This is a genomic window from Stutzerimonas sp. VN223-3 (genome assembly GCF_045999685.1).
GTDB lineage: Bacteria > Pseudomonadota > Gammaproteobacteria > Pseudomonadales > Pseudomonadaceae > Stutzerimonas > Stutzerimonas stutzeri_AR.
The window spans coordinates 581,424-605,230 of record NZ_RBEC01000001.1 but is presented as its reverse complement, the minus strand read 5'-3'; the positions used below and the strand labels follow the sequence as shown (position 1 = coordinate 605,230).

General features: G+C 61.1%; 21 protein-coding genes. 7 read left to right on the top strand and 14 right to left on the bottom strand.

Going from position 1 to position 23,807, the window contains the following annotated elements:
- Positions 1-72 precede the first annotated feature (72 nt).
- Positions 73-2,709, bottom strand: coding sequence for a phosphoenolpyruvate carboxylase (gene ppc / locus D7241_RS02825; protein WP_408100218.1), 2,637 nt, complete (start codon positions 2,707-2,709; stop codon positions 73-75).
- A 199-nt stretch (positions 2,710-2,908) separates the two neighbouring features.
- Between ppc and D7241_RS02820 the strand changes: the two genes are divergently transcribed.
- The 3 genes from D7241_RS02820 (at position 2,909) to D7241_RS02810 (ending at position 4,760) form a co-directional block, all read left to right on the top strand.
- Entirely contained in the window at positions 2,909-3,244 is a 336-nt protein-coding gene (locus D7241_RS02820) for a pilin assembly protein (RefSeq protein WP_408100217.1), read from the top strand.
- Positions 3,245-3,515: 271 nt separating this feature from the next.
- The gene (locus tag D7241_RS02815) at positions 3,516-3,911 is read left to right on the top strand and encodes a DUF4398 domain-containing protein (protein WP_408100216.1); all 396 of its coding nucleotides are present in this window, start codon (positions 3,516-3,518) and stop codon (positions 3,909-3,911) included.
- Positions 3,912-3,956: 45 nt separating this feature from the next.
- Positions 3,957-4,760: an OmpA family protein gene (locus tag D7241_RS02810; RefSeq protein ID WP_255980808.1), complete on the top strand. Its 804-nt coding sequence runs from the start codon at positions 3,957-3,959 to the stop codon at positions 4,758-4,760.
- 101 nt (positions 4,761-4,861) lie between these two features.
- Here D7241_RS02810 and D7241_RS02805 read toward each other — a convergent pair whose 3' ends face one another.
- Entirely contained in the window at positions 4,862-5,200 is a 339-nt protein-coding gene (locus tag D7241_RS02805; RefSeq protein WP_408100215.1) for a hypothetical protein, read from the bottom strand.
- Positions 5,201-5,487: 287 nt separating this feature from the next.
- On the opposite strand from D7241_RS02805, the gene D7241_RS02800 reads away from it, so the two are divergent.
- Positions 5,488-7,053 (top strand): class I adenylate-forming enzyme family protein, encoded by a 1,566-nt coding sequence (locus D7241_RS02800; protein ID WP_408100214.1) that lies wholly within the window; start codon positions 5,488-5,490, stop codon positions 7,051-7,053.
- Positions 7,054-7,134: 81 nt separating this feature from the next.
- Here the strand turns inward: D7241_RS02800 and D7241_RS02795 are convergent, their stop codons facing one another.
- The 8 genes from D7241_RS02795 to D7241_RS02760 form a co-directional block, all read right to left on the bottom strand.
- Positions 7,135-8,064 (bottom strand): 2-hydroxyacid dehydrogenase, encoded by a 930-nt coding sequence (locus tag D7241_RS02795; RefSeq protein ID WP_408100213.1) that lies wholly within the window; start codon positions 8,062-8,064, stop codon positions 7,135-7,137.
- 80 nt (positions 8,065-8,144) lie between these two features.
- Entirely contained in the window at positions 8,145-8,891 is a 747-nt protein-coding gene (locus D7241_RS02790) for a class II aldolase/adducin family protein (RefSeq protein WP_255980816.1), read from the bottom strand.
- 47 nt (positions 8,892-8,938) lie between these two features.
- Positions 8,939-10,618 (bottom strand): long-chain fatty acid--CoA ligase, encoded by a 1,680-nt coding sequence (locus tag D7241_RS02785; RefSeq protein WP_408100212.1) that lies wholly within the window; start codon positions 10,616-10,618, stop codon positions 8,939-8,941.
- Complete coding sequence (gene surE / locus D7241_RS02780) at positions 10,618-11,421, bottom strand: 5'/3'-nucleotidase SurE (protein ID WP_408100211.1); 804 nt, start codon at positions 11,419-11,421, stop codon at positions 10,618-10,620. Before surE ends, D7241_RS02785 begins: the two co-directional genes overlap by 1 nt.
- Entirely contained in the window at positions 11,418-12,488 is a 1,071-nt protein-coding gene (locus tag D7241_RS02775) for a phosphotransferase (RefSeq protein ID WP_408100210.1), read from the bottom strand. The genes surE and D7241_RS02775 overlap by 4 nt, the downstream gene beginning before the upstream one ends.
- 10 nt (positions 12,489-12,498) lie before the next feature.
- On the bottom strand, positions 12,499-13,266 hold the full coding sequence (locus D7241_RS02770; RefSeq protein ID WP_408100209.1) for an SDR family NAD(P)-dependent oxidoreductase: 768 nt from the start codon (positions 13,264-13,266) through the stop codon (positions 12,499-12,501).
- A gap of 33 nt (positions 13,267-13,299) precedes the next feature.
- The gene (locus D7241_RS02765; protein WP_408100208.1) at positions 13,300-14,511 is read right to left on the bottom strand and encodes an acyl-CoA dehydrogenase family protein; all 1,212 of its coding nucleotides are present in this window, start codon (positions 14,509-14,511) and stop codon (positions 13,300-13,302) included.
- Positions 14,504-15,022: a PaaI family thioesterase gene (locus D7241_RS02760; protein ID WP_408101178.1), complete on the bottom strand. Its 519-nt coding sequence runs from the start codon at positions 15,020-15,022 to the stop codon at positions 14,504-14,506. The genes D7241_RS02765 and D7241_RS02760 overlap by 8 nt, the downstream gene beginning before the upstream one ends.
- A gap of 431 nt (positions 15,023-15,453) precedes the next feature.
- Here D7241_RS02760 and dctP point away from each other — a divergent pair, with 431 nt between their 5' ends.
- From dctP to D7241_RS02745, 3 genes are all read left to right on the top strand, one after another.
- Positions 15,454-16,488 carry a TRAP transporter substrate-binding protein DctP gene (gene dctP, locus D7241_RS02755; protein WP_408100207.1) on the top strand — a complete coding sequence of 345 codons (1,035 nt, stop codon included), beginning with the start codon at positions 15,454-15,456 and terminating at the stop codon, positions 16,486-16,488.
- A gap of 82 nt (positions 16,489-16,570) precedes the next feature.
- On the top strand, positions 16,571-17,101 hold the full coding sequence (locus D7241_RS02750) for a TRAP transporter small permease subunit (protein WP_408100206.1): 531 nt from the start codon (positions 16,571-16,573) through the stop codon (positions 17,099-17,101).
- Complete coding sequence (locus D7241_RS02745; protein WP_255980834.1) at positions 17,098-18,408, top strand: TRAP transporter large permease subunit; 1,311 nt, start codon at positions 17,098-17,100, stop codon at positions 18,406-18,408. Before D7241_RS02750 ends, D7241_RS02745 begins: the two co-directional genes overlap by 4 nt.
- Positions 18,409-18,469: 61 nt before the next feature.
- Here the strand turns inward: D7241_RS02745 and D7241_RS02740 are convergent, their stop codons facing one another.
- The 4 genes from D7241_RS02740 to D7241_RS02725 all read right to left on the bottom strand — a co-directional run bounded on the left by D7241_RS02740 (position 18,470) and on the right by D7241_RS02725 (position 23,798).
- A complete protein-coding gene (locus tag D7241_RS02740; RefSeq protein ID WP_408100205.1) occupies positions 18,470-19,765 on the bottom strand; it encodes a flavohemoglobin expression-modulating QEGLA motif protein in 1,296 nt (431 codons plus the stop codon).
- Positions 19,766-20,054: 289 nt separating this feature from the next.
- A complete protein-coding gene (gene lysS, locus D7241_RS02735) occupies positions 20,055-21,557 on the bottom strand; it encodes a lysine--tRNA ligase (protein ID WP_408100204.1) in 1,503 nt (500 codons plus the stop codon).
- A 248-nt stretch (positions 21,558-21,805) separates the two neighbouring features.
- A protein-coding gene (prfB, locus tag D7241_RS02730; RefSeq protein WP_408100203.1) for a peptide chain release factor 2 occupies positions 21,806-22,901 on the bottom strand; the annotation gives its coding sequence in 2 pieces (ribosomal slippage) (positions 21,806-22,828 and positions 22,830-22,901; 1,095 coding nt in all).
- A gap of 150 nt (positions 22,902-23,051) precedes the next feature.
- Positions 23,052-23,798 carry a tellurite resistance TerB family protein gene (locus D7241_RS02725; protein ID WP_408100202.1) on the bottom strand — a complete coding sequence of 249 codons (747 nt, stop codon included), beginning with the start codon at positions 23,796-23,798 and terminating at the stop codon, positions 23,052-23,054.
- Positions 23,799-23,807 lie beyond the last annotated feature (9 nt).

Genomic DNA, 23,807 nt, shown 5'->3' with positions numbered 1-23,807 from the left:
GGAGACGATAAAACGGCGCCGACCGGCCACGATGACATTAGACCGGCGCGCCGTAATTTGCTTTGTTTCGGCTCAACCGGTGTTACGCAAACCCGCCGCAATACCTGCCACGCTGACCAGCAGGGCTTGCTCCAGAGGGCTTTCCGCCGGGTTCTGTTGTCGCCGTGAACGGGCCAGCAGCTCGGTCTGCATCAGGTGCAAGGGATCCAGATAGGTGTTGCGCAAGCTGAAAGCCTCAAGGGTCTCGGGGCTATGCGCCAGCAGTTCGGACTGGCCGGTCAGCCTAAGCGCCGCCTCCACCGCCTGCGACAATCTGTCACGCAAATCGCGACCCAGCGACTGCAGTTGCGCTGAGACCAGGCGCTCGTCGTAACGCTTTGCAATGTCCGCGTCAGCCTTGGCCAACACCATTTCGAGCATGTCGATGCGCGTGCTGAAAAACGGCCAATGTTGACGCATGGCTCGTAGCCGCTCGCCTTCGCCGCGCTCCAGTGCGACCTGCAACGCCTGTTCCCAGCCCAGCCAGGCGGGGAGCATCAGCCGGGTCTGGGTCCAGGCGAATATCCAGGGAATCGCCCGCAGACTCTCGACGCCGCCTTCGCGACGCTTCGAGGGCCGGCTGCCCAGCGGCAACCGGCCGAGTTCCTGCTCGGGCGTCGCCTGGCGGAAATACTCGACGAACTGCGGGTGATCACGCACCACACCGCGATACGCCTCGACGCCCTCCCCGGCCAATTGATCCATGGTTTCGCGCCAGTCCGGTTCGGGCATCGGCGGCGGTAGCAAAGTCGCCTCCAGTACCGCCGCTAGATACAGATTGAGGTTCTGCTCGGCGATATCCGGCAGCCCGAACTTGAAGCGGATCATCTCGCCCTGCTCGGTCGTGCGGAAACGCCCCGCCACCGATCCGGGCGGCTGCGACAGGATCGCCGCATGAGCCGGACCGCCGCCTCGTCCGACAGTGCCGCCACGGCCGTGGAACAGCAGCAGCTCGACATCGTGATCACGACAGATTTCGACGAGGCTTTCCTGAGCGCGGTACTGGGCCCAGGCCGCCGCGGTGGTACCGGCATCCTTGGCGGAGTCCGAATAGCCGATCATGACCTCCTGCGGGCCGTGCAAACGCTGGCGATAACCGGGCAGTGCCAGCAGGCGATCGATGGCCGGGCCGGCATTGTTCAGATCGTCCAGCGTCTCGAACAACGGCGCTACGCGCATCGGCCGCTGCAGGCCGGACTCCTTGAGCAACAGTTGTACCGCCAGTACATCCGACGCACCCTTGGCCATGGAGATGACGTACGAGCCGAGCGATGAACCCGGCGCCTGCGCCACCACGCGACAAGTCGCCAGTACCTCTGCGGTCTCGGCCGACGGTTGAAAATGTGGCGGCAGCAGTGGACGGCGATTGCTCAGCTCGCGCTGGAGGAAATCCAAGCGCTGCTGCTCGTTCCACTGGTCATAGTGGCCTATCCCCAGATAATCGGTAATTTCCGCCAGGGCCGCGACGTGCCGAGCCGAGTCCTGGCGGATGTCGAGGCGCACCAGAAACAGCCCGAACGCGGCGACCCGACGCAGCGTATCGAGCAAAGCGCCGTCAGCGATCACGCCCATGCCGCAGGCATGTAATGAGCGATAGCACAGTTCGAGCGGCTCCCGTAGCTCACGGTTTTCCTGCAATACCGCGAGCGGCGCCGGCTGGTCGTGTTCGACAGCGCTACTCGCCCAGTCTCGCGTGGCCTGAAGGCGCCCACGCAAGCTCTTGAGCAGCGTCCGGTAGGGCTCGGCCGATTCGCCGCTGTGATGCAACAGCTCGTCGCTGGCGGTTTGCATCGACAGCGCGGTGATCAGCCCCTCGATATCGCGCAGGAATAAATCAGCCGCGACCCAGCGCGCCAGCAATAGCACCTCGCGGGTCACTTTCGCCGTCACGTTGGGATTGCCGTCGCGATCGCCACCCATCCAGGATGCAAAGCGAATCGGCGCAGCATCCAGCGGCAAGTGCAAGCCAGTGCTGCGACTAAGCACCTGATCGGTATGCCGCAGCACGTTCGGCAACGCCTGCCAGAGCGAGTTTTCGATGACGGCGAAGCCCCATTTCGCTTCTTCCACCGGCGTCGGCCGACTGCGGCGAATTTCCTCGGTGTGCCAGGCCTCGGCGATCAGCCGTTGCAGGCGCAGTTCGATTTGGGCCAGCTCCGCCGCACCGAGATCGGTGTGGTCACGTGCTGCCAGTTGCGCGGCGATGGCGTCGTATTTTTGGATCAGGGTGCGCCGCGAGACCTCGGTCGGGTGGGCGGTCAACACCAGCTCGATTTCCAGCCGGCCTACCTGACGCGCGAGCAAATCCTGACCGAAGCCTTCTCCCTTGAGCCGCTCGAGCAACCCGGACAGCACGCCGGCTTCGAAGGGTGCCGGCTCGCCGGGATGTCGACGACGTACCTGGTGATACTGCTCGGCGATATTGGCCAGATTGAGAAACTGGTTGAAGGCACGGGTCATGGGCAGCAGCTCATCGTCTGCCAACCCGTCGAGGGTTTCCTGCAACAGTTTGGCCCCATCGGCAGAACCGCGGCGCGCACCCTTGGCACCCTTGCGGATGCGCTCGATCTTGTCGAAGAAGGCATCACCGTGTTGTTCGCGGATGGTGTTGCCCAGCAGTTCGCCGAGCAGATGAACGTTCTCGCGCAGACGCGCGTCGATCTTCGCCATGTTCGTATCTCCCAGACCGCACCATCGAAGGCTCGCAGCCAATCTGCAATCGATGCTGAACGGCTACGCTGTTAGAACCCTCCAAACAGAGTGCCCAGCGCGTTCGTCGATGACAAGGCATGGCGCAATAGCGCACGTTCGACAACCGCTCGCATTTCACGCAAATGTCGCTCGCATAGCGGGCTAAGGATGGAGCTTGATGAAAATCTCAGAACTGGTCCACGAGTGGGAAAGCACTGCCACCGGCCGTATGAGCAGCACGCAATACACCATTCCGCTGGATGTCGAGAGCGCTGCGCGGCTGGCCGCACTGGCCGAGATGTATCCCAAGCGCAGCACCGATGAGCTGCTCGGAGAGCTGGTGGGCGCCGCGCTGGAAGCTATCGAAACCAGCCTCCCTTACAAGCAGGGTTCCAACGTGATTTCCACCGACGAGCAAGGCGACCCGATCTACGAAGACGTCGGCCCTACACCACGTTTTCTGGCGCTTTCGCGAAAACATCTGGAGCGCTTGCTTGCCGAGCGTTCGGAATAGTCCAGAGAGAATCGTCGATCACTTAACACGCTCCACAATGCGCCGCATGGCTGCACCGAGGCGGCTACCCGAGGCGGCCTCGGCCCCGTCCTGATGGCTCTAAACAGCGACATCCAAGCGCTCCGTTTGCCAATCCACTGGAACGATTGTGGCGAAATGGCCTCACAAAAACATGCCCGTTCTGATCTCAGGCCACACGATTCCAGGCCGAGCGCAACGTTTGCGGGCACTGTTCCCATCCGTCAGGCAAAACTTCCATCGGAGACTGACCATGAAAATGAACACCATCGAAAGCCCAGTGTCGCGGTTTCACTTACCCAAACTTGCAGCCGTTGCACTTGGAGGCCTGCTACTGGCGGGTTGCGCCGGCAACCCGCCGAATGAACAGTTCGCCGTCACCGAGTCCGCGGTACGTAGCGCGGTAAGCGCGGGCGGCACCGAATACGCGGCGGTTGAAATGCGCAACGCGCGGGAAAAATGGAAACAGGCCGAGCTGGCCATGCAGAAGGAAAATTACGACGAAGCCCGCAAGCTGGCCGAGCAAGCCGAATGGGATGCCCGAGTGGCCGAGCGAAAAGCTCAGGCAGCCAAGGCGCAGAAGGCAGTAGAGGAAGCCAACAAAGGGATTCAGGAACTGCGCGAAGAAAGCATGCGCGGCCTCCAGTAATCACGACGTTCAACTCTCAACGCCTTCACAAAAGGATGACCCGTTATGAATAAATTACTGACTCTTCCAACAGTCCTGGCCATGACCATCGGGCTGGCAGCCTGCTCTTCTCAGCCCAACCAGAACCTCGAGCAGGCCCGCAGCCAGTATTCACAACTGCAGGCCGACGCCCGCTCCAATCAGTTGGCGGCATTGGAAACCGAAGATGCCGGCAATATGCTGGAGAAGGCCAATCAGGCCTATCTGAACGATGCGGATGAGGAAAAAGTCGACCAGCTCGCCTATCTGGCCAAGCGTCGCATCGAACTCGCCGAGCAGACGATCGCCTTGCGCACTGCCGAGCAGCAAATCGAGAAGGCATCGGCCAAGCGCGCAGAAGCCCGTCTCGAATCGCGCGAACAGCAGCTCCAGCGGCAGCAGGAGGAAATCCGCCAGTTGCAGCAGGACCTACAGGCCAAGCAGACCGAGCGCGGCACGCTAGTGACCTTCGGCGACGTGCTGTTCGATCTGAACAAGTCCGAACTCAAGCCGTCTGGCATGCGTGGCGTGCAGAAGCTTGCCGACTTCCTCGTTGAGAATCCGGAGCGCAAGGTGGTGGTCGAGGGATACACCGACAGCACTGGCTCCGATTCCTACAACCAGCAGCTCTCACAGCGTCGCGCGGAGTCCGTGCTTCGTGCATTGACCCGCGCCGGTGTCGATCCACAGCGGATCCAGACCATTGGCTACGGTGAGGAGTATCCGGTCGCGAGCAATGACTCACCATCGAACCGCGCCATGAACCGTCGTGTTGAAGTGACCATCTCCAACGACAACCAACAGGTCGCCCCGCGCTCGTCGATGGAATGACCGCAACGGCAGTATCGGAAAACCGGTACTAACGACGCTTCAACTAGAAAGCCCGCCATGATGGCGGGTTTTCTAGTTGAAGCGTCAGCCGAATTGTCGCGTTATTGCTCGACCGCTGAATTGCCAGCGGCAGGCACTTGCTGGCCCATGCAACGAATCGCACGCTTGCGGTTATCCACCAACACACCGGTCAGGCCCTTCTGCTCCGTGTCGAACAGCACCAGCACGCCATCGATGCATTCCGCCACCTGCGGCGCAGGCTTGAGCGAGACGCGGTAGTCCTCGCCTGGGATGGTCTTGAGCATGGTGTAGTCGGCCAGCAACAGCGCGTCTTCTGGCTTGGCGACGTGCATATAGCCGTAATAGGACAGCACCGCGACGGTGCCGATGACACTGCCGATGGCAGTGAGGATCAGCGGGATGGGGTTACGTTCGGACATGGAGGGGCTCGCCTGATCAAATAGGCGACATTGTCGCAAAAATAACGCGCCTGGGGCGAAGGCTCAGCCGTCCGACTGAATACACGGCTGGAGGTCGCAGCGCTGAGCAGAAAAGGCCTCGCTTTCGTTGTGACAGCAATGTCTGATCCTATTGATTGCCTGCCATAGCCGGCGCGAATAACACTTCACGCGCGCGCAATTACCGCTGAATGTTGATCCAATCCGATGCACTGCCGTGCCTGCTATTGCATGGCACAACCTCTCTTCTTCGACAGGACGAGCCAGCCATGGATATTTCTGCCCGCCCCGACGCCATCGATCTCGAACAACCCTTTGCGGCCATCCCCGACCTCATCAAGCACTGGGCAAAGCATCGCCCCGATCATCGCGCCTTGATCCAGGGCGAGCGTAGCCTGAGCTTCGCCCAACTCGACGCCCATATGAACAGGGTCGCCGCCGCAGTGCAGCGCGACGGCATGAAACCCGGTGATGTGTTGGCAATCTGTGCGCTCAACTCCATCGAATACGCCACGGTTTTTCTCGGAGCGCTGCGCGCTGGTGTGGCGGTAGCGCCCTTGGCGCCCTCGGCCAGTGCAGAAAGCCTGTTGACCATGTTGGCCGATGCCTCGCCTCATCTGCTGTTCATCGACGAGCATGCCGCGCAGCATCTGGCACCCGTCGCAGCGCGATTGCCCTGCCCGGCTCTGCGGCTGGACCAAACCGCGAACGGATTGTCCGCATGGCTATGCGATACAGCGCCACAACCAGTAGCGATCCAGCCGGATTGGGCGTTCAACATTATCTATTCCTCCGGCACCACCGGCGAGCCCAAGGGCATCGTGCAGTCCCACGCCATGCGCTGGGCGCACGTCCGCCGCAGTGCCGGCTACGGCTATGGCGAAAATGCCGTCACGCTGATCTCTACGCCGCTGTACTCCAACACGACGCTGGTGGCCTTCCTACCTACAGTAGCGCTGGGCAGCACCGTAGTGCTGATGAGCAAGTTCGAGGCAGGCGAGTATCTACGCCTGGCACAGCAGCACGGCGTCACCCATACCATGCTGGTGCCGGTGCAATACCAGCGGATCATGTCGCGCGACGACTTCGATCAGTACGACCTCAGCCGCTTCCGCTACAAGATGTGCACCAGCGCCCCGTTCAATGCAGCGCTGAAGGCAGATGTTCTGGCGCGCTGGCCGGGGGGACTGATCGACACCTACGGGATGACCGAAGGTGGCGGCACCTGCATCCTCGCCGCACACGAATATCCGGACAAGCTGCACACCGTCGGCAAGCCAGCCGAACGACATGACATTCGCGTGATAGACGACGAGGGCAATGAACTGTCCAAAGGGGCCATTGGCGAAATTGTCGGCCATTCGCCGGCCATGATGACCGGCTATCTCAACAAGCCAGAGAAGACCGCCGAAGCCGAATGGTTCGATCCCAGCGGCAAACGCTTCATCCGCACCGGGGACGTTGGCCGCTTCGACGACGAGGGCTTCCTGACGCTGCTCGATCGCAAGAAGGACATGATCATTTCCGGCGGCTTCAACCTTTACCCAAGCGACCTCGAAGCCATACTGCGCGAGCACCCGGCAATCGCAGACGTCGCGGTGGTTGGCGTAGCGTCCGCGCGCTGGGGCGAGACGCCGGTGGCCTTCGTCGTGCGCACCGCAGGAGCGACGGAAAGCTCGGAAGCGCTACTGGATTGGTTCAACGGTCGCGTTGGCAAGACCCAACGCCTGGCGCGCCTGGAGCTTACTGACGAGTTGCCGCGCAGCGCCATTGGCAAGGTACTCAAGCGCGAGCTGCGGGACCGCTATCTGGAAATGCACGGCATTTTGGATTGAAAGCCGAGTTCAGCGCCTGGGAAGGCGCTGCTCGGTACAAGCAGCGTTCCTTGCGAGCGTACCTACGCTTCGCGCCCGCCCTCAGTAACCACGCTGTACGTCGACGATACCGCTGATGGCCTGGCCCTGTTCCAGCGCGAGAATCTTGTCGCCGATCTGTGTAATGGTCGCTTCGCGCAACGTACGTGCCGAGACATGCGGGGTGATGCTCACTTGCGACATGTTCCAGAACGGATGGGTGGTTGGCAGCGGCTCCTCACGAAAGACATCGAGCACCGCTCGGGTCACGCGACCCTCCTCTATGGCCCGAACGAGATCCTCATCTACCAGATGCTCACCGCGACCGACGTTGATCACCACCGCGTCGGGTCTGAGCCGCGACAGCAGTGAATAGTCGATCAGATCCCGTGTGCTGTCGGTCAGCGGTAGCGTGTTGATCAGCACCCGGGTTTCGCCGAGAAAGCCGTCCAGTTCCGCCTCGCCAGCGAAACTGCGCACGCCGTCGATGGCATAAGAGGAGCGCGACCAGCCGCAAACCGGATATTCCAGCCCAGCCAAAGTCCGGGCGACACGCTGGCCGATGTGGCCGAGGCCCAGCACGCCCACCGGCCAATCGCTGCGTTCGATCGGCCGGCGCAGTTTCCATTGCCCGGCAGTCTGCTGTTCGCGGTAGGCGTCCATGTCACGGGTGATGCCGATCACGTGATAAGCGACGTATTCGGCCATCTGCACTGCCATGCCGGCGTCTTCCAGGCGTACCACCGGGACATTTCGCGGCAGGTTCGGCACCTTCACCAAGGCATCTACCCCTGCGCCAAGATTGAAGATCGCCTTGAGCTGCGGTTCCTTGTCGAACAAGGCGGCCGGCGGATGCCAGACGATGGCGTAGTCGGCGCCGCAACTCGGGCTGTCCGGATGCCATACCTGAATCTCGGCATCTGGAAGGTGCTGCTGAATCAGGTTGGTCCAACGCTCGGGCTTGGGATCGGCGGCGACGAAGAGGATTTTCATGGGCGCTCTGCTTTTTGTTCTGTTCGAAAGATGCCCGCCTGCGCTGGCTGGCAGACGGGCCATGATGCCAGCCGAGGCGCTTATATCGCGTAGACGTGGCCGTTGGCCTCCAGCAGACGCAGCAACGCCGGCCAGGTCAGCTTGGCGGCTTTGCCCAGCTCGGCCGACTGCTGGCGAGTGGTCTCGATGGCGGCATCCGACGGCAGGTGGGTCGGGCCGCAAGACTGGGCTCGCACCTGAATCTCGCACGCCTTCATCAGGAAATAGAGATAAGTGAAAGCTTCGGCGACGGTGCTGCCCGCCGTAAGCACGCCATGGTTGCGCAGGATCATTATCTGTTTGTCGCCGAGGTCGCGGATCAGCCGTTCGCGCTCGCTCAGGTCCAGCGCCACGCCTTCGTAATCGTGATAGCTGAGGTGATCGAGACAGAGCATCGCGGTCTGGCTCAGCGGCAGCAGACCATCGCGGTGTGCCGAGACCGCCGTGCCGTCGGCGGCATGCAGGTGCATGACCGCGCCGGCGTCCTCGCGCCCCATGTGAATAGCGCTGTGGATGGTGAAGCCCGCCGGGTTGACCCTATGCAGGCTGCCGCTCTGGACGATCTGCCCCTCGCTGTCCACTTTCACCAGCGACGAGGCAGTGATTTCCTGAAATAGCAGGCCGTACGGGTTGATCAGAAAGTGGTGTTCGGGCCCCGGCACGCGGGCAGACAGATGAGTGAAAACGAGATCGTCCCAGCCGAAGTGCGCCACCAGTCGATAGGCCGCGGCGAGGTCCTTACGCACCTGCCATTCCGCGTCCCGATTCGTCGAAGTTGAATCTTGCATAAGTCTTCTCCATTGGTTTCGAAGGGGCCTAGGTCGGGGCTGTGCCGTCAGGCCTCCTGCGCACTGGCGTGCTTGCGGTTTTCTTCTTCCTGCAAGGCACGCCACATCAGCTTGCCGGTGGACGAGCGCGGCAGCGACGTGACGAATTCCACGTACACCGGCGCCTTGTACGCCGCCATCTCCGCCTTGCACCAGTCGATGACGTCCTGTTCGCTGACCTGCCCGGCCTGACCGTCACGCAGCACAACGCAGGCTTTTACCGTCTCGCCGCGTTTTGGGTCGGGGCGCGAGATGACACAGCACTCCTGGATCGCAGGGTGGCGGTACATCAGGCTCTCGACCTCCGACGGCCAGACCTTGAAGCCCGACGCATTGATCATGCGCTTGACCCGGTCGACCATGAAGAAATAGCCCTCCTCATCGTAGTAGCCCATGTCGCCGGTGCGGAAGAAACGCTTGCCGTCCAGCTCGATGAAGGCGCGTTCGGTCTCTTCAGGCCGGTTCCAGTAGCCGACGAATACCTGCGGACCGTGACTGACGATCTCACCCACCTCGTTGGGGCCGAGCTCGTGTTGCGTGCTCAGGTCGATGACCCGACTGTCGACATCGAATATCGGAATGCCGAGGCATTGGGCCTTGGGCCGCGCAACCGGGTTGATATGGGTGGCAGCAATGGTTTCGGACAGGCCGTAGCCCTCGATGTAACGCAGACCAGTGAGCCGATGCAGCTTTTCTTCGACCGCCTTGGGCATGGCCGCCCCGCCGCCGCCGACGCTGACCAGGCTGGACAGGTCGTACTGTTCGAGATCCGGATCGGCGAGAAAGTCGATGGCCATGGTGGCGATATTGACCCAGCCGGTTACCGCGTGGCGCTCGATCAGTTTCGCCGCGACCTTGCGGTCCCAGCGGGTCATGATCACCGCGGTGCCGCCGTTGTAGATCGGCCCGCTCATGGCGCCCTGCATGCCGGTCACGTGAAAATACGGCAGCGTCGCGAGAATCACCGACTCGCTGGTGCTATTGGTCCAGACCACGCGGTGAATGATGGTCGCCATGGCCGAGCGATGGGTGTGCATGCAGCCCTTGGGCGCACCGGTAGTGCCGGAGCTGTAAGGGAACACGCACAGATCGTCCGGGCCGGCGGTGTGCGGGCCCGGCGCATGACCCGCGCTCAGGGCCTCGCTCCAGCTGACGCCACCGGCGAAATCCGGCGTGGTCGGCGCTGCCTGCACCTCTGCCGGCAACGCCAAATCGGTGGGCTGGCGAACGTACTGCGAATAGGCCGCGACGATCACCTGACGCAGCTGCGCGGTGCCAGCCAGCGGCGCGATGAAGCTGGTCAACTCCTGGCCGCAGATGCAGACGCTCGCGCCGGTATCGTGCAGGTAGTGCTCCAGCTCGGCGCTGTGGTTCATCGGGTTGACCGGCACCACCACGGCGTCCGCACGCAGGATCGCGTAATAGGCGATGGTGAACTGTGGCGAGTTCTGCATGTAGAGCAGAACCCGATCACCCTTGGCGACGCCCAGATGCTGCAGATAGCCGGCCAGCGCTTCCACTTCGCGTAGCAGTTCGGTGTAGGTGATCAGGGTGTCGTAGTAGACGATGGCCGTCTTGTCCGGAAAACGTCGGGCGGAGATTTCCAGATTGGTGAACAGGCTGGTTTCCGGCACCGTCAGATGTTTGGGCAAATCCTCGGGCCAGACCGCATGATGACGAGTGAACATTACAAAGCTCCTGAATCGCTATAAAAGGCCAGGTCTGCCAAGGCCCGTTCTTCGCCCCACTCGAGCCAGCCTCGGGTGTCGCGCAAAGGTGTGATGGCGATGCGTTTCTCGCGCAGTGCCGTGACGTCCGCCTCAGGCGCAACGATGTGCGAAGAGGAATGCTCGAAGCCGAGCCACCAGTACGGCAGACCTCGACCGTCCCGGCCGGCCTGCAGGCGCGGCTTGGAAATTGAGCCGCGCGATTGCTGGGTCATCCGCAGATGGCTGACCGCGTCGGCCGAGCAGGCGGGAAAGTTGACGTTCCAACAACAGCCGCCTTCCGAGCGGCGCATCCAGAGCTCGCGGATCGCGGCTTCAGCGTAGATTTCGACACACGACCAATCGATATTCGTGCGATCGAGAAAGGCCTGGCTCAGGCCGATGGCCGGCAGCCCCAGTAAATCGGCACTGAGCACCGCGCCGATGGTTCCCGAATAGGGAACCGAGTCGCCGATGTTCGCCCCACTGTTGACGCCGGAGAGCACCAGATCGGGTGGCGACTCCTGCAACCACTCGGCCATGGCGAACATCACGCAGTCGGACGGCGTACCGGAAACGGCGAAGCGCCGTTCACCGTGGCGATATACCCGCAACGGCGAGTGCACGGAAATGCCCTGACCGGTGCCGCTTTGATCATGCTCTGGCGCAACTACCCAGACTTCCTCGGCCAGTTGCGCGGCGATTCGCTCGAGCAATGCCAAACCCGGCGCGGCGATGCCGTCGTCGTTGGTCAGCAGGACGCGGCGCAGCAACGGACCGCTCATGCCAATTCTCCCTGACCACCTTGGGCGATGCGCCAGCCCGCATCGGCCAGCAAGCCGGCGCGCTGACCGACTTGCAGCGCATCGGCATTGCTCGCGTTGCCCTGCAGTGCACGGGCATAAACACCCTGGACAATCGCCGCGAGACGGAACAGCGAAAACGCCACGAAGACATGCCAGTTAGCCACTTCGGTCCGTCCACTTTGCTTGCAGTAACGTTCTAGCACTTGCAGTTCGGTGGGAATGCCCTGCGCCTGCAGATCGCTGCCGACTAGCCCACGCAAGCCATCCACACCGGCGGGCAGGTGATACGGCAGGCAGAAATAAGCGAGGTCGGCGAGCGGATGGCCCAGGGTCGACAGCTCCCAGTCAAGAATTGCCGCCACCTTCGCCGCCCCGGGTTCAAAGATCAGATTGCCGAGGCGGTAGTCGCCGTGGGCAATAGCGCATTCATCACGTTGCGGCACCTGTTCCGGTAGCCACTGCATCAGCCGCTCCATCGCTGGCATGTCGCCGGTGCGGGACGCCTGGTACTGGCCGGACCAACGCTTCACCTGACGGGCGAAATAGCCTTGGGCCTTGCCGAAATCGCCAAGCCCCACCGCCTCGACATCGACTCGATGCAGCTCGGCCAGGGTATCGATAGCGGCCAGATGAAGCGGCTGACGCTCCTGGGCCGCCAGCTCCTCCAGCGCCGGATGACTGAAGATTCGCCCCTCGACGTGATCCATCAGATAGAAGGCCGTGCCGATGATGCCTTCGTCCTCGCACAGCAGATGCACATGCGGTACCGGCACACGGGTGTGCTCGGATAGCGCGCGGATTACCTTGTACTCACGTTCGACCATGTGCGCCGAGGGCAGCACCTTGCCCGGCGGCTTCTTGCGCAGCACATAACGGCGCCCCGCCGTCTCCAGTAGGTATGTGGGGTTGGACTGGCCGCCCTGGAATTGTTTGATGATCAGACCGTCATCACCCAGCTGCGGCAGATGCAGGCGCAGATGCCGAGCTAGCGCGGCCTCATCGAAACGATGGGCCGGCAGGACCTCGATCAGTTCGGGTTCGCTCATTACCAACCCCTCAGCACGCGGTTTCTCCGCCATCCGCGACGATTACCTGACCGGTGATATAGGCACTGGCGGGCGCCGCGAGAAAGACCGCGAGTCCGGCAATATCCACCGGCTCGCCGATACGGCGCAGCGGGGTTTTCTCGGCCGCCCGACGAACCCGCTCCGGATCGTCGAGCAATGCCTTGGCGAAATCGGTACGCACCAGCCCCGGCGCGATGGCGTTGACGCGGATGCCCTTGGGGCCCCACTCGGCAGCCAGGTTTCGCGCCAGCGCCGCTTCGGCTGCCTTGGATACGCCATAGGTGCCGATCACGGTATTGCCACGCAGCCCGGCGATGCTGGAGAGCATGATTACCGCCCCTTCGCCACGTTCGGCCATCTGCGGCAGAACCATGTTCGACAGCCAGAAGGTGCCCTTGACGTTGGTGTCCATGATCTTGTCCCAGGCATCATCGGTCAGCTCACTGGTCGGGCCGTAGACGGGGTTGGTGGCCGCGTTGCAGACCAGCACATCGATGCGCCCCCAGGTTTGCAAGGTGGTTTCGACCAACCGCTGCAGGTCTTCCTTGCGGCCAACATGACAGGGCACAGCGATGGCCTCGAAGCCCGCAGCTTGGAGCTCGGCGACCACGGTCTCGCAGGCATCGGCCTTGCGACTGGAGATGACGACCTTGGCGCCGCACCTCGCCATTTCTTCGGCAATGGAGCGGCCAATGCCGCGGGTGGAACCGGTGATCAGCGCCACCTTTCCGGACAGATCGAATAACGGATTGGTCATGACTGCATCCTTCTTGTAGGTTTTGTAGGAGGCTCAGCGCTTTTTGGAATAGTTCTGCAGCTCCAGTTTGGCAATGGTGTCCAGATGCACCTCGTCCGGGCCATCCGCCAGGCGCAAGGTGCGTTGGTGGGCCCACGCCGCCGCCAGAAAGCTGTCCTGGCAGACGCCCTTGGCCCCGTGCACCTGAATCGCGCGATCCAGTACGCGCAGCGCCATGCTGGGTGCAGCCGCCTTGATCATGGCGATCTCCTGGCGCGCCACCTTGTTGCCGACGGTGTCCATCATGCGCGCCGCCTTGAGCGTCAGCAGGCGGGTCTGTTCGATCTCTATGCGTGAACGGGCGATATCCTTGCGAATCGAGTCGAAGTCGGCCAGCCGCTTGCCGAATGCCACGCGGGAATGAACGCGCTCGCACATGGCCTGCAGCGCGCGCTCGGCTACACCGATGGTGCGCATGCAATGGTGGATGCGGCCTGGACCGAGACGGCCCTGGGCGATCTCGAAGCCGCGGCCTTCGCCGAGCAGCATGTTGCTGGCCGGCACGCGGACATTGTTGTAGTGGATCTCGGCATGCCCGTGAGGCGCATGGTCGTAGCCGAACACGTGGAGCGCCCGGGTGATTTCAACGCCGGGCGTGTCCAGCGGCACGAGAATCATCGACTGCTGGCGATGGCGCTCGGCAGTGGGATCGGTCTTACCCATGACGATAGCAATCTTGCAGGTGGTTGCCATCGCGCCGGACGACCACCACTTGTGCCCGTTGATCACGTACTCATCGCCTTCGCGGCGAATCTCGCAGGCAATATTGGTGGCATCGGACGATGCCACGTCAGGTTCGGTCATCGAAAAGCAGGAGCGTATCTCGCCGTTGAGCAAGGGCTTCAGCCACTGCTCCTGCTGCTCCGGCGTGCCGTAGCGCGTCAGCACCTCCATATTGCCGGTGTCCGGTGCGGAGCAGTTGAAGACCTCAGCGGCACCATGGGAACGACCCATGATCTCGCACAGGTGGGCGTACTCGAAATTGGTCAGCCCGGCGCCGAACTCGCTCTCCGGCAAGAACAGATTCCACAGCCCCTGCGCCCTGGCTTTGGCCTTGAGCTCTTCGAGAATCGGCGGCGGCGCCCAGCGATCCGCTGCGGTGGCGACCTGCTCATGAAAGAGGTGTTCGTTGGGATAAACATGCTCTTCCATGAATGCCGTGAGCTGTTCATGGATCTGCAGCGCTTTACCAGTCAATTCATACATCGCCGTTTTCCTTCTTGTTGTTCTGCGGGGGCAACGAAAATGGCACCCCTTGCGGATGCTCGCTGCCGGAGCGCAGGCGGAAAGTCGCTTCGCCGATCGCCAGCAGACGATCATCCTGGTCGCGTACCTCGCCGGAACTGTTGAAGATTCGGGTGCCACCAGCACGCCGCTTACCGATGGCGCGGATGACTCCGCCGGAACACTGCCCGGTGAAGGTGGTGTTCAGCACCAGCGTGATGGCTTTGCGCACCCGGCCTGGATAAGGGCAATAGGTGCCGGCCTCGGCCAGCACCACGTCGAGCAGCGAGGTGATCACGCCACCGTGGAGCACGCCCGCCATGTTCAGGTGACAGGCTTGCACGTCCAGCTCGATGACCGCCTCATTTTCCGTCCAGGTCACTTGACGGTAGCCCAACACCTGATGAAACCCTGGGAGATCCTTACCGCCGCTGATCGGCAGTTTGATCGCCGGGTCTTCGCTCACAGACGGATCCAGGTCTCGCGTCTTCATGACACGCAGCTTGAGCGAGTCGCAGTCGTTGAAGCGCAAGTACAGGACTGCCCCATCTCGATGAATCGAATTACGAACCGCATAGCGAGCCCCCTCGATTGTTTTTGTAGAGACGCTGTTTTTTGAAGCTGGCATGCCTGAATCTTCGAGTCAATTCGAAATCCAGTTCCATCAGGCAGAATTATGACGACCCACAAACAGAACCGTCTAAGATCAATATCGAAGTGCCATGGCACCAGTCAGCTAAGCGGTGGGATAGTTGTAAAAACAAAAAAAGGAGTCGATAGCACATACCAGCGGTTGAAAAAGCTACGCGCTATGTTAGCTTTCGGATACATTTTCAAAAATCAGTTTTACTGTGCGAAACGTAGAATGATGTAAGTACACAAAAAAGGCCCGTCAGCCAGACAATTACAACAAGAGGACGCGTTATGAAATTCATGCTCAAGAAGCTACTCGTTCCAGCCAGCCTGGTCGCCTTGGCGGTCTCTGCGGTCCTGCCGCAAATGGCCGCGGCCCAAGAGGTCACCAAGTGGCGTGTCCAATCCCACTGGCCGAGCGCCAGTAGCTCTTACGAAGACAGCCTGGTGCGTCTGAAGAATGAGATAGAGAGGCGCACCGAAGGCCGCCTGGAATTGCAACTGTTCGAATCCGGTGCGCTGTTCAAGCCACAGGAGACCTTCAACGCGGTCAGCCGCGGCATCATTCAGATGGGCACCATCTCCCCTGGCTACGCCCAGGACAAAATCACGCTCGCCGGCATCGCCTCCGGACTGCCGTTCGCCTTTCAGAATGTTTGGGAAACGGCCTACTTCCATAAGCACATGGGCTTCGAGGACATGCTCCGCGAAGAAGCCGCTCAGTACGGAGTGTACTGGTCGACTGACAAGGTCTACCCGACAGAGATGGTGGTGAAGCGCCCGATCAACAGCTGGGAGGATTTCACCAAACTGAAAATTCGCTCTTCGGGCGCGCTGCAAAAATTCCTCGACGAGGCAGGCGCCTCGACGACCTACCTACCTGGCGGCGAGCTTTACCCGGCGCTCGATACCGGCGTGGTCGATGGTGCGCATTGGGGTGCGGCTCAGGGCGCGGCGAGCATGAGCTTCTACGAAGTAGCGAAGTTTCACGTCAAACCCGCGCTCAACATTGCCGGTACCGACGTGATCATTGTCAGTCAGAAGGCATTGGATAAGCTCTCCGAGCGCGACCAGGAGATCGTCAAGCAGATCCTTGACGAGCAGTTCTGGTACCGCACTAACGAATACCTGTACCAAGAGCAGATCGCCTTGCAGAAAGCGATCAAGGAAGAAGGCGTACAGGTCAACGTGCTGCCCGAGGACGTACAGAAGCGGCTACAGGAAGTAGCGCGTAAGTCGTGGGAAGAAGAAGGCAAGCGCAGCGAAAAAGCCGCTCAAGCCCTGCAAAAACTCAAGACCTTCCTCGGCGACCTCGGCTACATGTAATTTCCTCGCCTGATCACCAGACCGGCGCGCCTAACCGCGCCGGCCTGGACAATTCGCTCAATTCTTGCTCGTGGGACTCGTCATGCGCCTGATCCATGCCTACATCGACGGCATCACCCGGCTCAACGAATTCATTGGCCGCTGGGTGGCCTACCTGATCTTTATCATCTTTGGACTACTGCTGTTCGAAGTGCTCATGCGCTATCTGTTCTCGAATCCCACCTCCTGGACCAATGAATTCGGGCAGATGCTGTTCGGTGCTTACGTAGTGCTGTCCGGCGGCTACGTGATGGCGCATCGCGACCACGTTAACGTGGATCTGTTGTATGCCTCGTTCGGTCCGCGCATCCGCGCATGGATCGATATCTTCACCTCGAGCATGTTTTTCCTCTTCATGGCCGCGCTGCTCTACTTCGGCAGCTCAATGGCTTGGGAATCGATTCAAGGCATGGAAACCTCCTATTCGGCCTGGAACCCGCCTATCTGGCCGATCAAGGCGATGATTCCGCTCGGTACCTTGCTGTTGCTGTTGCAGGGCATTGCCAAGCTGCTGCAAGACATCCTTATCGCGCTGGGGCACGAGCCAGCCAAGCACGCGGAGGATGCGCAATGAGCATCGAAATCACCACGCTGCTGTTCTTCCTGACCTTGGTGTTCTTCCTCGTACTGGGCCTACCACTGGCGTTTGTACTGGGCGGCGTCTCGGTGCTGTTTCTTTATTTCACCTGGGGCGTCGATGCCTTCTACATGGTCGCCTCGCAGATGTGGGGCACCATGGAAAGCTTCACCCTGGTGGCCATACCGCTATTCGTGTTCATGGCCATGCTGCTCGAACGAACGGGCGTGGCGCGCGACCTCTATCGCATGATGCACCTGTGGTGCGGCGGCATGCGCGGCGGGCTGGCGATCGGCACGCTGGGTATCTGCGCGGTGTTCGGCGCCATGGTCGGCATCAGCGGCGCCGCTGTGGTGGCAATGGGTACCATCGCATTACCAGCGATGCTCGAACGCGGCTACGACAAGCGCATGGTGCTGGGCTGCATCAACACCGGCGGGGGCTGGGGCATCCTGATCCCGCCGAGCATCATGATGATTCTCTACGCAATGATCAGCGGCCAGTCGGTCGGCAAGATGTTTGCCGCAGGCGTTTTGCCGGGCCTGCTGCTGGTCTTCCTGACGGTTACCTACGTGCTAGTGCGCAGCTACTTGCAACCGCACCTGGCACCGGCACTGCCAAAGGAAGAACGCGGTACCTGGCCGGAGAAATTTCGGGCGGTGCGCGCCGTGCTGCTGCCGATCGGCATCGTGGTAATGGTCCTTGGCTCGATCATTGGTGGCATAACCACGCCGACCGAGGCGGCTGCGATGGGTGTGTTCGGCGCGCTGATTTCCGCCGCCGTGTACCGCAAGCTGAACTGGCCGATCCTGCAGGAAGCAGCTATCCGCACCTTCAAGCTCACCGGCATGATCGCCTGGATCCTGTTCGCGGCCCACGCGTTCAGCTCGGCCTACCAAGGCATGGGCGCGCAGTCGTTGATCGAAGGGCTGATGATGGACCTGCCGGGCGGCCGCTGGGCGATCGTCATCTTCATGATGGCCATCGTATTCGTCATGGGCATGCTGCTCGATCCGGTCGGCATCATGTTGATCACCCTGCCGGTATTCCTGCCGATCATCGCCTCGCTGGGCTTCGATCCGATCTGGTTCGGCGTGCTGTTCGTGATCAACATGGAAATCGGCTATATGACGCCGCCCTTCGGGTTCAACCTCTTCTATCTGAAAGGTATCGTCCCGCCAAGCATCACCATGAAGGACATCTACTGGTCGGTGATTCCTTTCGTGATCGTCAACATCATCGGCATGGGCATCATCATGGTCTTTCCGGAGATCGCGACCTACCTGCCGAACACACTGTTCTGACTGCCATCAACCGAAACGAAAAAAGCCGGAGCAGATGCTCCGGCTTTTTTTCGTATGCGCCTTAGAGAATATTCGCGTAATCCGCCTCGATCCGATCGAGGCTCAGGTGATTAAGGAAGTTGGAGAAGCACATCCAGGCTGACAGCGCGTTGAGGTCCTGGAACTGCTGCGGCAGATATTTGGGTGGGACGACCATACCCTCGTCGACCAGCTGGCGCAGGGTGCGCATGTCTTCCAGAGTGGTCTTGCCGCAGAACAACAGCGGAATCTGCTCCAGCCGGCCCTTGCGGACCGCAAGCTGGATGTAGTTGTAAATCATGATGAAGCCCTTCAGATAGGACAGGTCTTTGGTGAAGGGCAAACCATTCGGGAGCGAACCGCGGAAAACCCGGCTGGCGTTGCTGTAGCACTCGTCCTCGGCGTAGCCCTGGTCACGGAAGAAGGCGAATACATCGAGGAAATCCGCGCCCTCCTCGGCCATGTGAATGGCGCGGGTACGGTTGGTCAGCTTGCGCAGGCGGGTCGGGTATGAGGCGAAGGCGATGACTTCCATCAGAATTGCCAAGCCTTCCTGAGTCACGGTGGAAGACGGCGGGCCCTTCGCAAGGAAGGTGCAAATCGGCTGGTTCTGCCCGTTGAGCGTCGTGCCCACATGCACCAGGCCTTCGTGCACCTCCAGCGCGCGCACGTCGCGCTCGTTGAACATGGCATCGCTGCGGATCTTGATGTAGTCGGCACCCGCGGCTGCGTCGGCAAGGATGCCGTCGGATTCGAACACTCGGATCACGCCTTCGCCTTCACCAAATACCAAGTCGAGCCGTTTCTGCAGCATGTCCACCGCTTGCGGCGCGTTGAGGGTCTTGGCTTCGTCTTTGAGATCGCCTCGGTCGGCAATGTTGTTCAGGTAATCGGAGAGCATCAAGCCGAGGTCGGCGAGCGTAGGATCGCCGGCATGGAAAGCGTCCGACGCCGCGCCGTAGAGTTCCTGGGAGATCAGCCCGAAATCAGCGGTACCGCGTGCTTCGAGCATGCGGATCACCATGCGGTATTCCTTGCACATGCGCCGCATGATCTGCCCGACCGGGTTGAACTGCCCCAGCTGCCGCGTGATGTCACGCTCGATGTTCTGGAATTCTTCCTTCTTGGCGCTCGAATCGAACGCCAGCGGGCGTCCTTCGTAATAGCTGCGATCGATCTTCGGTAGCTCGCGACCGCCAGCGGCGAAGAAACCCTTACGGACGTTGTCGTCCCACTTCACCGCATCGAGCACCCGCACCGGGGTTTGTGCCTCGACGATGCGGTCGGATAGTGCACGAACCGTGCTTTGGTACTCATCGAGATTGTTACGGGTATTCATCCGTACCTCGTCAGTGATCCGTAGCCTTCAACTTATACATCAGCGGACCGTCGCAATCCGTGCCCGGTTCGCGAAGAGCTGCTTCAGCTATATACAGCTGTCGGCAGAAGATTACCGATCTGAAGCCATCGAGACGGCGACGATATGTGCCGTCGCCCTGCGGCTGCGGTGGTGATGCGGAGGTTCGATGCTCGGAGCGGTGCATCTTCAGTGCAGACGCGACCGCCAGACGCAAACGACGGGACGATCACCGCTCGGTAAAGCGTCACCGAGCGGGGACCAGATGAGGTCAGACCTCAGGGCGCATATGTGGAAACAGAATCACGTCGCGGATCGACGGTGAATTGGTCAGCAGCATCACCAGGCGGTCGATGCCGATACCCTCACCCGCGGTCGGTGGCATGCCGTACTCCAGCGCGCGGACGAAGTCAGCGTCGAAGTGCATGGCTTCATCGTCACCGGCATCCTTGTCGGCAACCTGCTGCATGAAGCGCTCGGCCTGGTCCTCGGCGTCATTCAACTCGGAATAGGCATTGGCAATTTCGCGGCCGCCAATGAACAGCTCGAAGCGGTCGGTGACACTCGGATCATCATCGCTGCGACGCGCCAGCGGCGAGACTTCGAACGGATAGCGAGTGATGAAGTGTGGCTGCTCCAGCTTGTGCTCAACCAACTCTTCGAAAATCATCACCTGCAGCTTGCCCAGGCCTTCGAAGCCGAGCACCTTGGCGCCGGCCTTCTTGGCGATTTCGCGGGCATTATCGATGTCCTGCAGGTCGGCGACGCTGATGTCCGGGTTGTATTTCAGGATCGAATCGAACACCGAAAGCCGCACAAACGGCTCGCCGAAGTGGAACACCTTGTCACCGTACGGCACGTCGGTGCTGCCCAGAACCAGCTGCGCCAGCTCGCGGAACAACTCTTCGGTGAGATCCATGTTGTCTTCGTAGTCGGCGTAGGCCTGGTAAAACTCGAGCATGGTGAATTCGGGGTTATGCCGGGTCGAAACGCCTTCGTTACGGAAGTTGCGGTTGATCTCGAAGACGCGCTCGAAACCACCGACCACCAGACGCTTGAGGTAAAGCTCCGGCGCGATGCGCAGGAACATCGGCAGGTCCAGCGCGTTGTGATGGGTCTCGAACGGCTTGGCTGCGGCGCCGCCAGGAATGGTTTGCAGCATCGGCGTTTCGACTTCAAGGAAGTCGCGTTCGTTGAGGAACTTGCGGATATGCCCGATCACCTGCGAACGCACACGGAAGGTGTGGCGGGTTTCCTCGTTGACGATCAGATCGACGTAGCGCTGGCGGTAGCGCTGCTCGGTGTCGGTCAGACCATGGTGCTTGTCCGGTAGCGGACGCAGCGATTTGGTCAGCAGACGCACGTCGGTCATCTCGACGTAAAGGTCACCTTTACCGGAACGCGCCAGGGTGCCCTCGGCAGCGATAATGTCACCCAGGTCCCAGTGCTTGATCGCTTCCAGGGTCTCGGCTGGCAGTGTCTTGCGGTTGACGTAGACCTGGATGCGTCCGCTCATGTCCTGCAACACCATGAAGGCGCCGCGGTTGAGCATGATGCGACCGGCGACCTTCACCGGAATCGCCGCTTCTGCCAGCTCTTCCTTGGTCTTGTCGACGTACTTCTGCTGCAGATCGTTGCAGTAGCTGTCGCGACGGAAGTCGTTGGGAAAGACGTCGCCCTTGGCGCGCTCGGCAGCCAGTTTTTCCTTGCGCTGAAGGATCAGGCTGTTTTCTTCCTCTTGGATGGCGTGCTGGTTCAGCGGTTGTTCGCTCATGGTCAGTTATTCCGGCGCGTGGGTCGTCTAGACCCATGGATTGGCTAGCTAATGTCTGATTGTCGTGCAGGCTGAAGCTGATGTGCTGCGGGTTTCAGAAGCACGGTGGGCCGGGCGGCATTCCGCTTCAGCCCACCAGCAACCTCGCCCTGTTTTGGTGGGCTGAAGCCCACCCTACATAATCCCTGGCTGACGTCGGTACCGTAGGGTGGGCTTCAGCCCACCGACGCTGGCCAAGCGCAGTATCCTTACAGCCCCTGTTTCAGGCTCGCTTCGAGATACTCGTCAATATCCCCGTCCAGCACCTTGTCGCAGTCGCTGCGCTCGACGCTGGTACGCAGGTCCTTGATGCGCGACTGGTCGAGCACGTAGGAGCGAATCTGGTGGCCCCAGCCGATATCCGACTTGGTGTCTTCCAGCGCCTGGGACGCCGCGTTGCGCTTCTGGATTTCCTGCTCGTACAACCGGGCCCGCAGCATTTTCATGGCGGTGTCCTTGTTGGCGTGCTGGGAACGTTCGTTCTGGCAACTGACCACGGTATTGGTCGGCACGTGGGTGATACGCACCGCCGAGTCGGTGGTGTTGACGTGCTGACCACCGGCACCGGATGAACGGTAGGTGTCGATGCGCAGGTCGGCCGGGTTGATCTCGATCTCGATGTTGTCGTCGATTTCCGGCGAAACGAACACCGCTGTGAACGAAGTGTGGCGACGATTGCCGGAGTCGAACGGGCTCTTGCGCACCAGGCGGTGCACGCCGATCTCGGTTCGCAGCCAACCGAAGGCGTATTCGCCTTTGATGTGCAGCGTGGCGCCCTTGATGCCGGCGACTTCGCCTTCGGACAGTTCCATGATGGTGGCGTCGAAACCGTGCTTGTCGGCCCAGCGCAGGTACATGCGCAGCAGCATGTTGGCCCAGTCCTGGGCTTCGGTGCCGCCGGAACCGGCCTGGATGTCAAGGTAGGCGTTGTTGGGGTCCATTTCGCCGCTGAACATGCGGCGGAATTCCAGCCCTTCGAGAATGCCGCGCAGACGGTCCAGCTCAGCGGCTACGTCGTCCACGGCGCTCTGGTCGTCTTCTTCGACGGCCATGTCGAGCAGGTCGCGGGAGTCGACCAGGCTGCCTGTGAGGTCATCGATGGTTTCGACGATCAGCGCCAACGTCGCACGCTCGCGACCAAGATTCTGGGCGTACTCAGGGTTGTTCCAGACGTTGGGGTCTTCGAGTTCGCGGTTTACTTCGACGAGACGATCATGCTTTTGATCGTAGTCAAAGATACCCCCGAATTGACTGGGTGCGGTCGGACAGGTCCTTGATGCTGTTGAGGATCGGGTTGATTTCCATAGATAGGCAGCTCTCAATCGGACGGTGCGAAAAGCCGACGATTATAGCGCAGCAGGCCGTGGCTGACAGCCCATGCGAGGCCATCGACGCGGCTCTTGGCAAGCCAAGCCGATCCCAGCAAAGGCGGCCATCGGACCGCCCCGGCGGCAATCAGGCGGAAACGCCGCGCACCTGGCTTTCCAGCTCGGCCTTGAGCTGCGCGTCGAGCTTGAGTTGCCGGGCCAGCTCGTCCAGGTAGGCGCGCTCCATGAAGTGTTCTTCATCCACCATCAGCACACTGGCCAGATACATTTCCGAGGCCATCTCCGGCGTAGTGGCGGCAGCGGCGACTTCAACCGGGTCCAACGGCTTGTTCAGCTCCGCTTCCAGCCAGTGTTTCAACTCTGGGTCATCGGTCAGCTGCGCCAATTCGGCCTCGATCATCTTGCGTTCCTGATCATCGACGTGGCCGTCAGCCTTGGCCGCGGCGACCAGCGCCTTGAGAATGCCACGGCTGTGCTCCTCGACCTGATCGGGCGGCAGTCGATCAACGGTTTTCGGCTCGGCCTGTGTAGCGCTCGCCTGCGCTGCGCCGGCCTGCTGTGCCTGCCAGTTGCCATAGGCCTTGTAGGCCAGCATGCCGAGCGCAGCTAGTCCGCCATAAGTCACCGCCTTGCCACCCAGGCGACGCCCACCCTTGCTGCCTAACAACATGCCGAGCGCGCCGGTCGCCAGTGCGCCACGCCCGCCGCCACTTCCTCCAAGAATGCTGCCCAGAGGACCGCTGGCGCCAGCGAGCATGTCGCCGAGCGAACCGCTGCTTTTAGTGTTGCCCGGGCGCGTTACAGAGCCCTGCTGTTTCTGTAGGAGGTCCTGCCCGGATTTGAGCAGTTGATCGAGCAAACCGGAGGTCTTCATGAAATTACC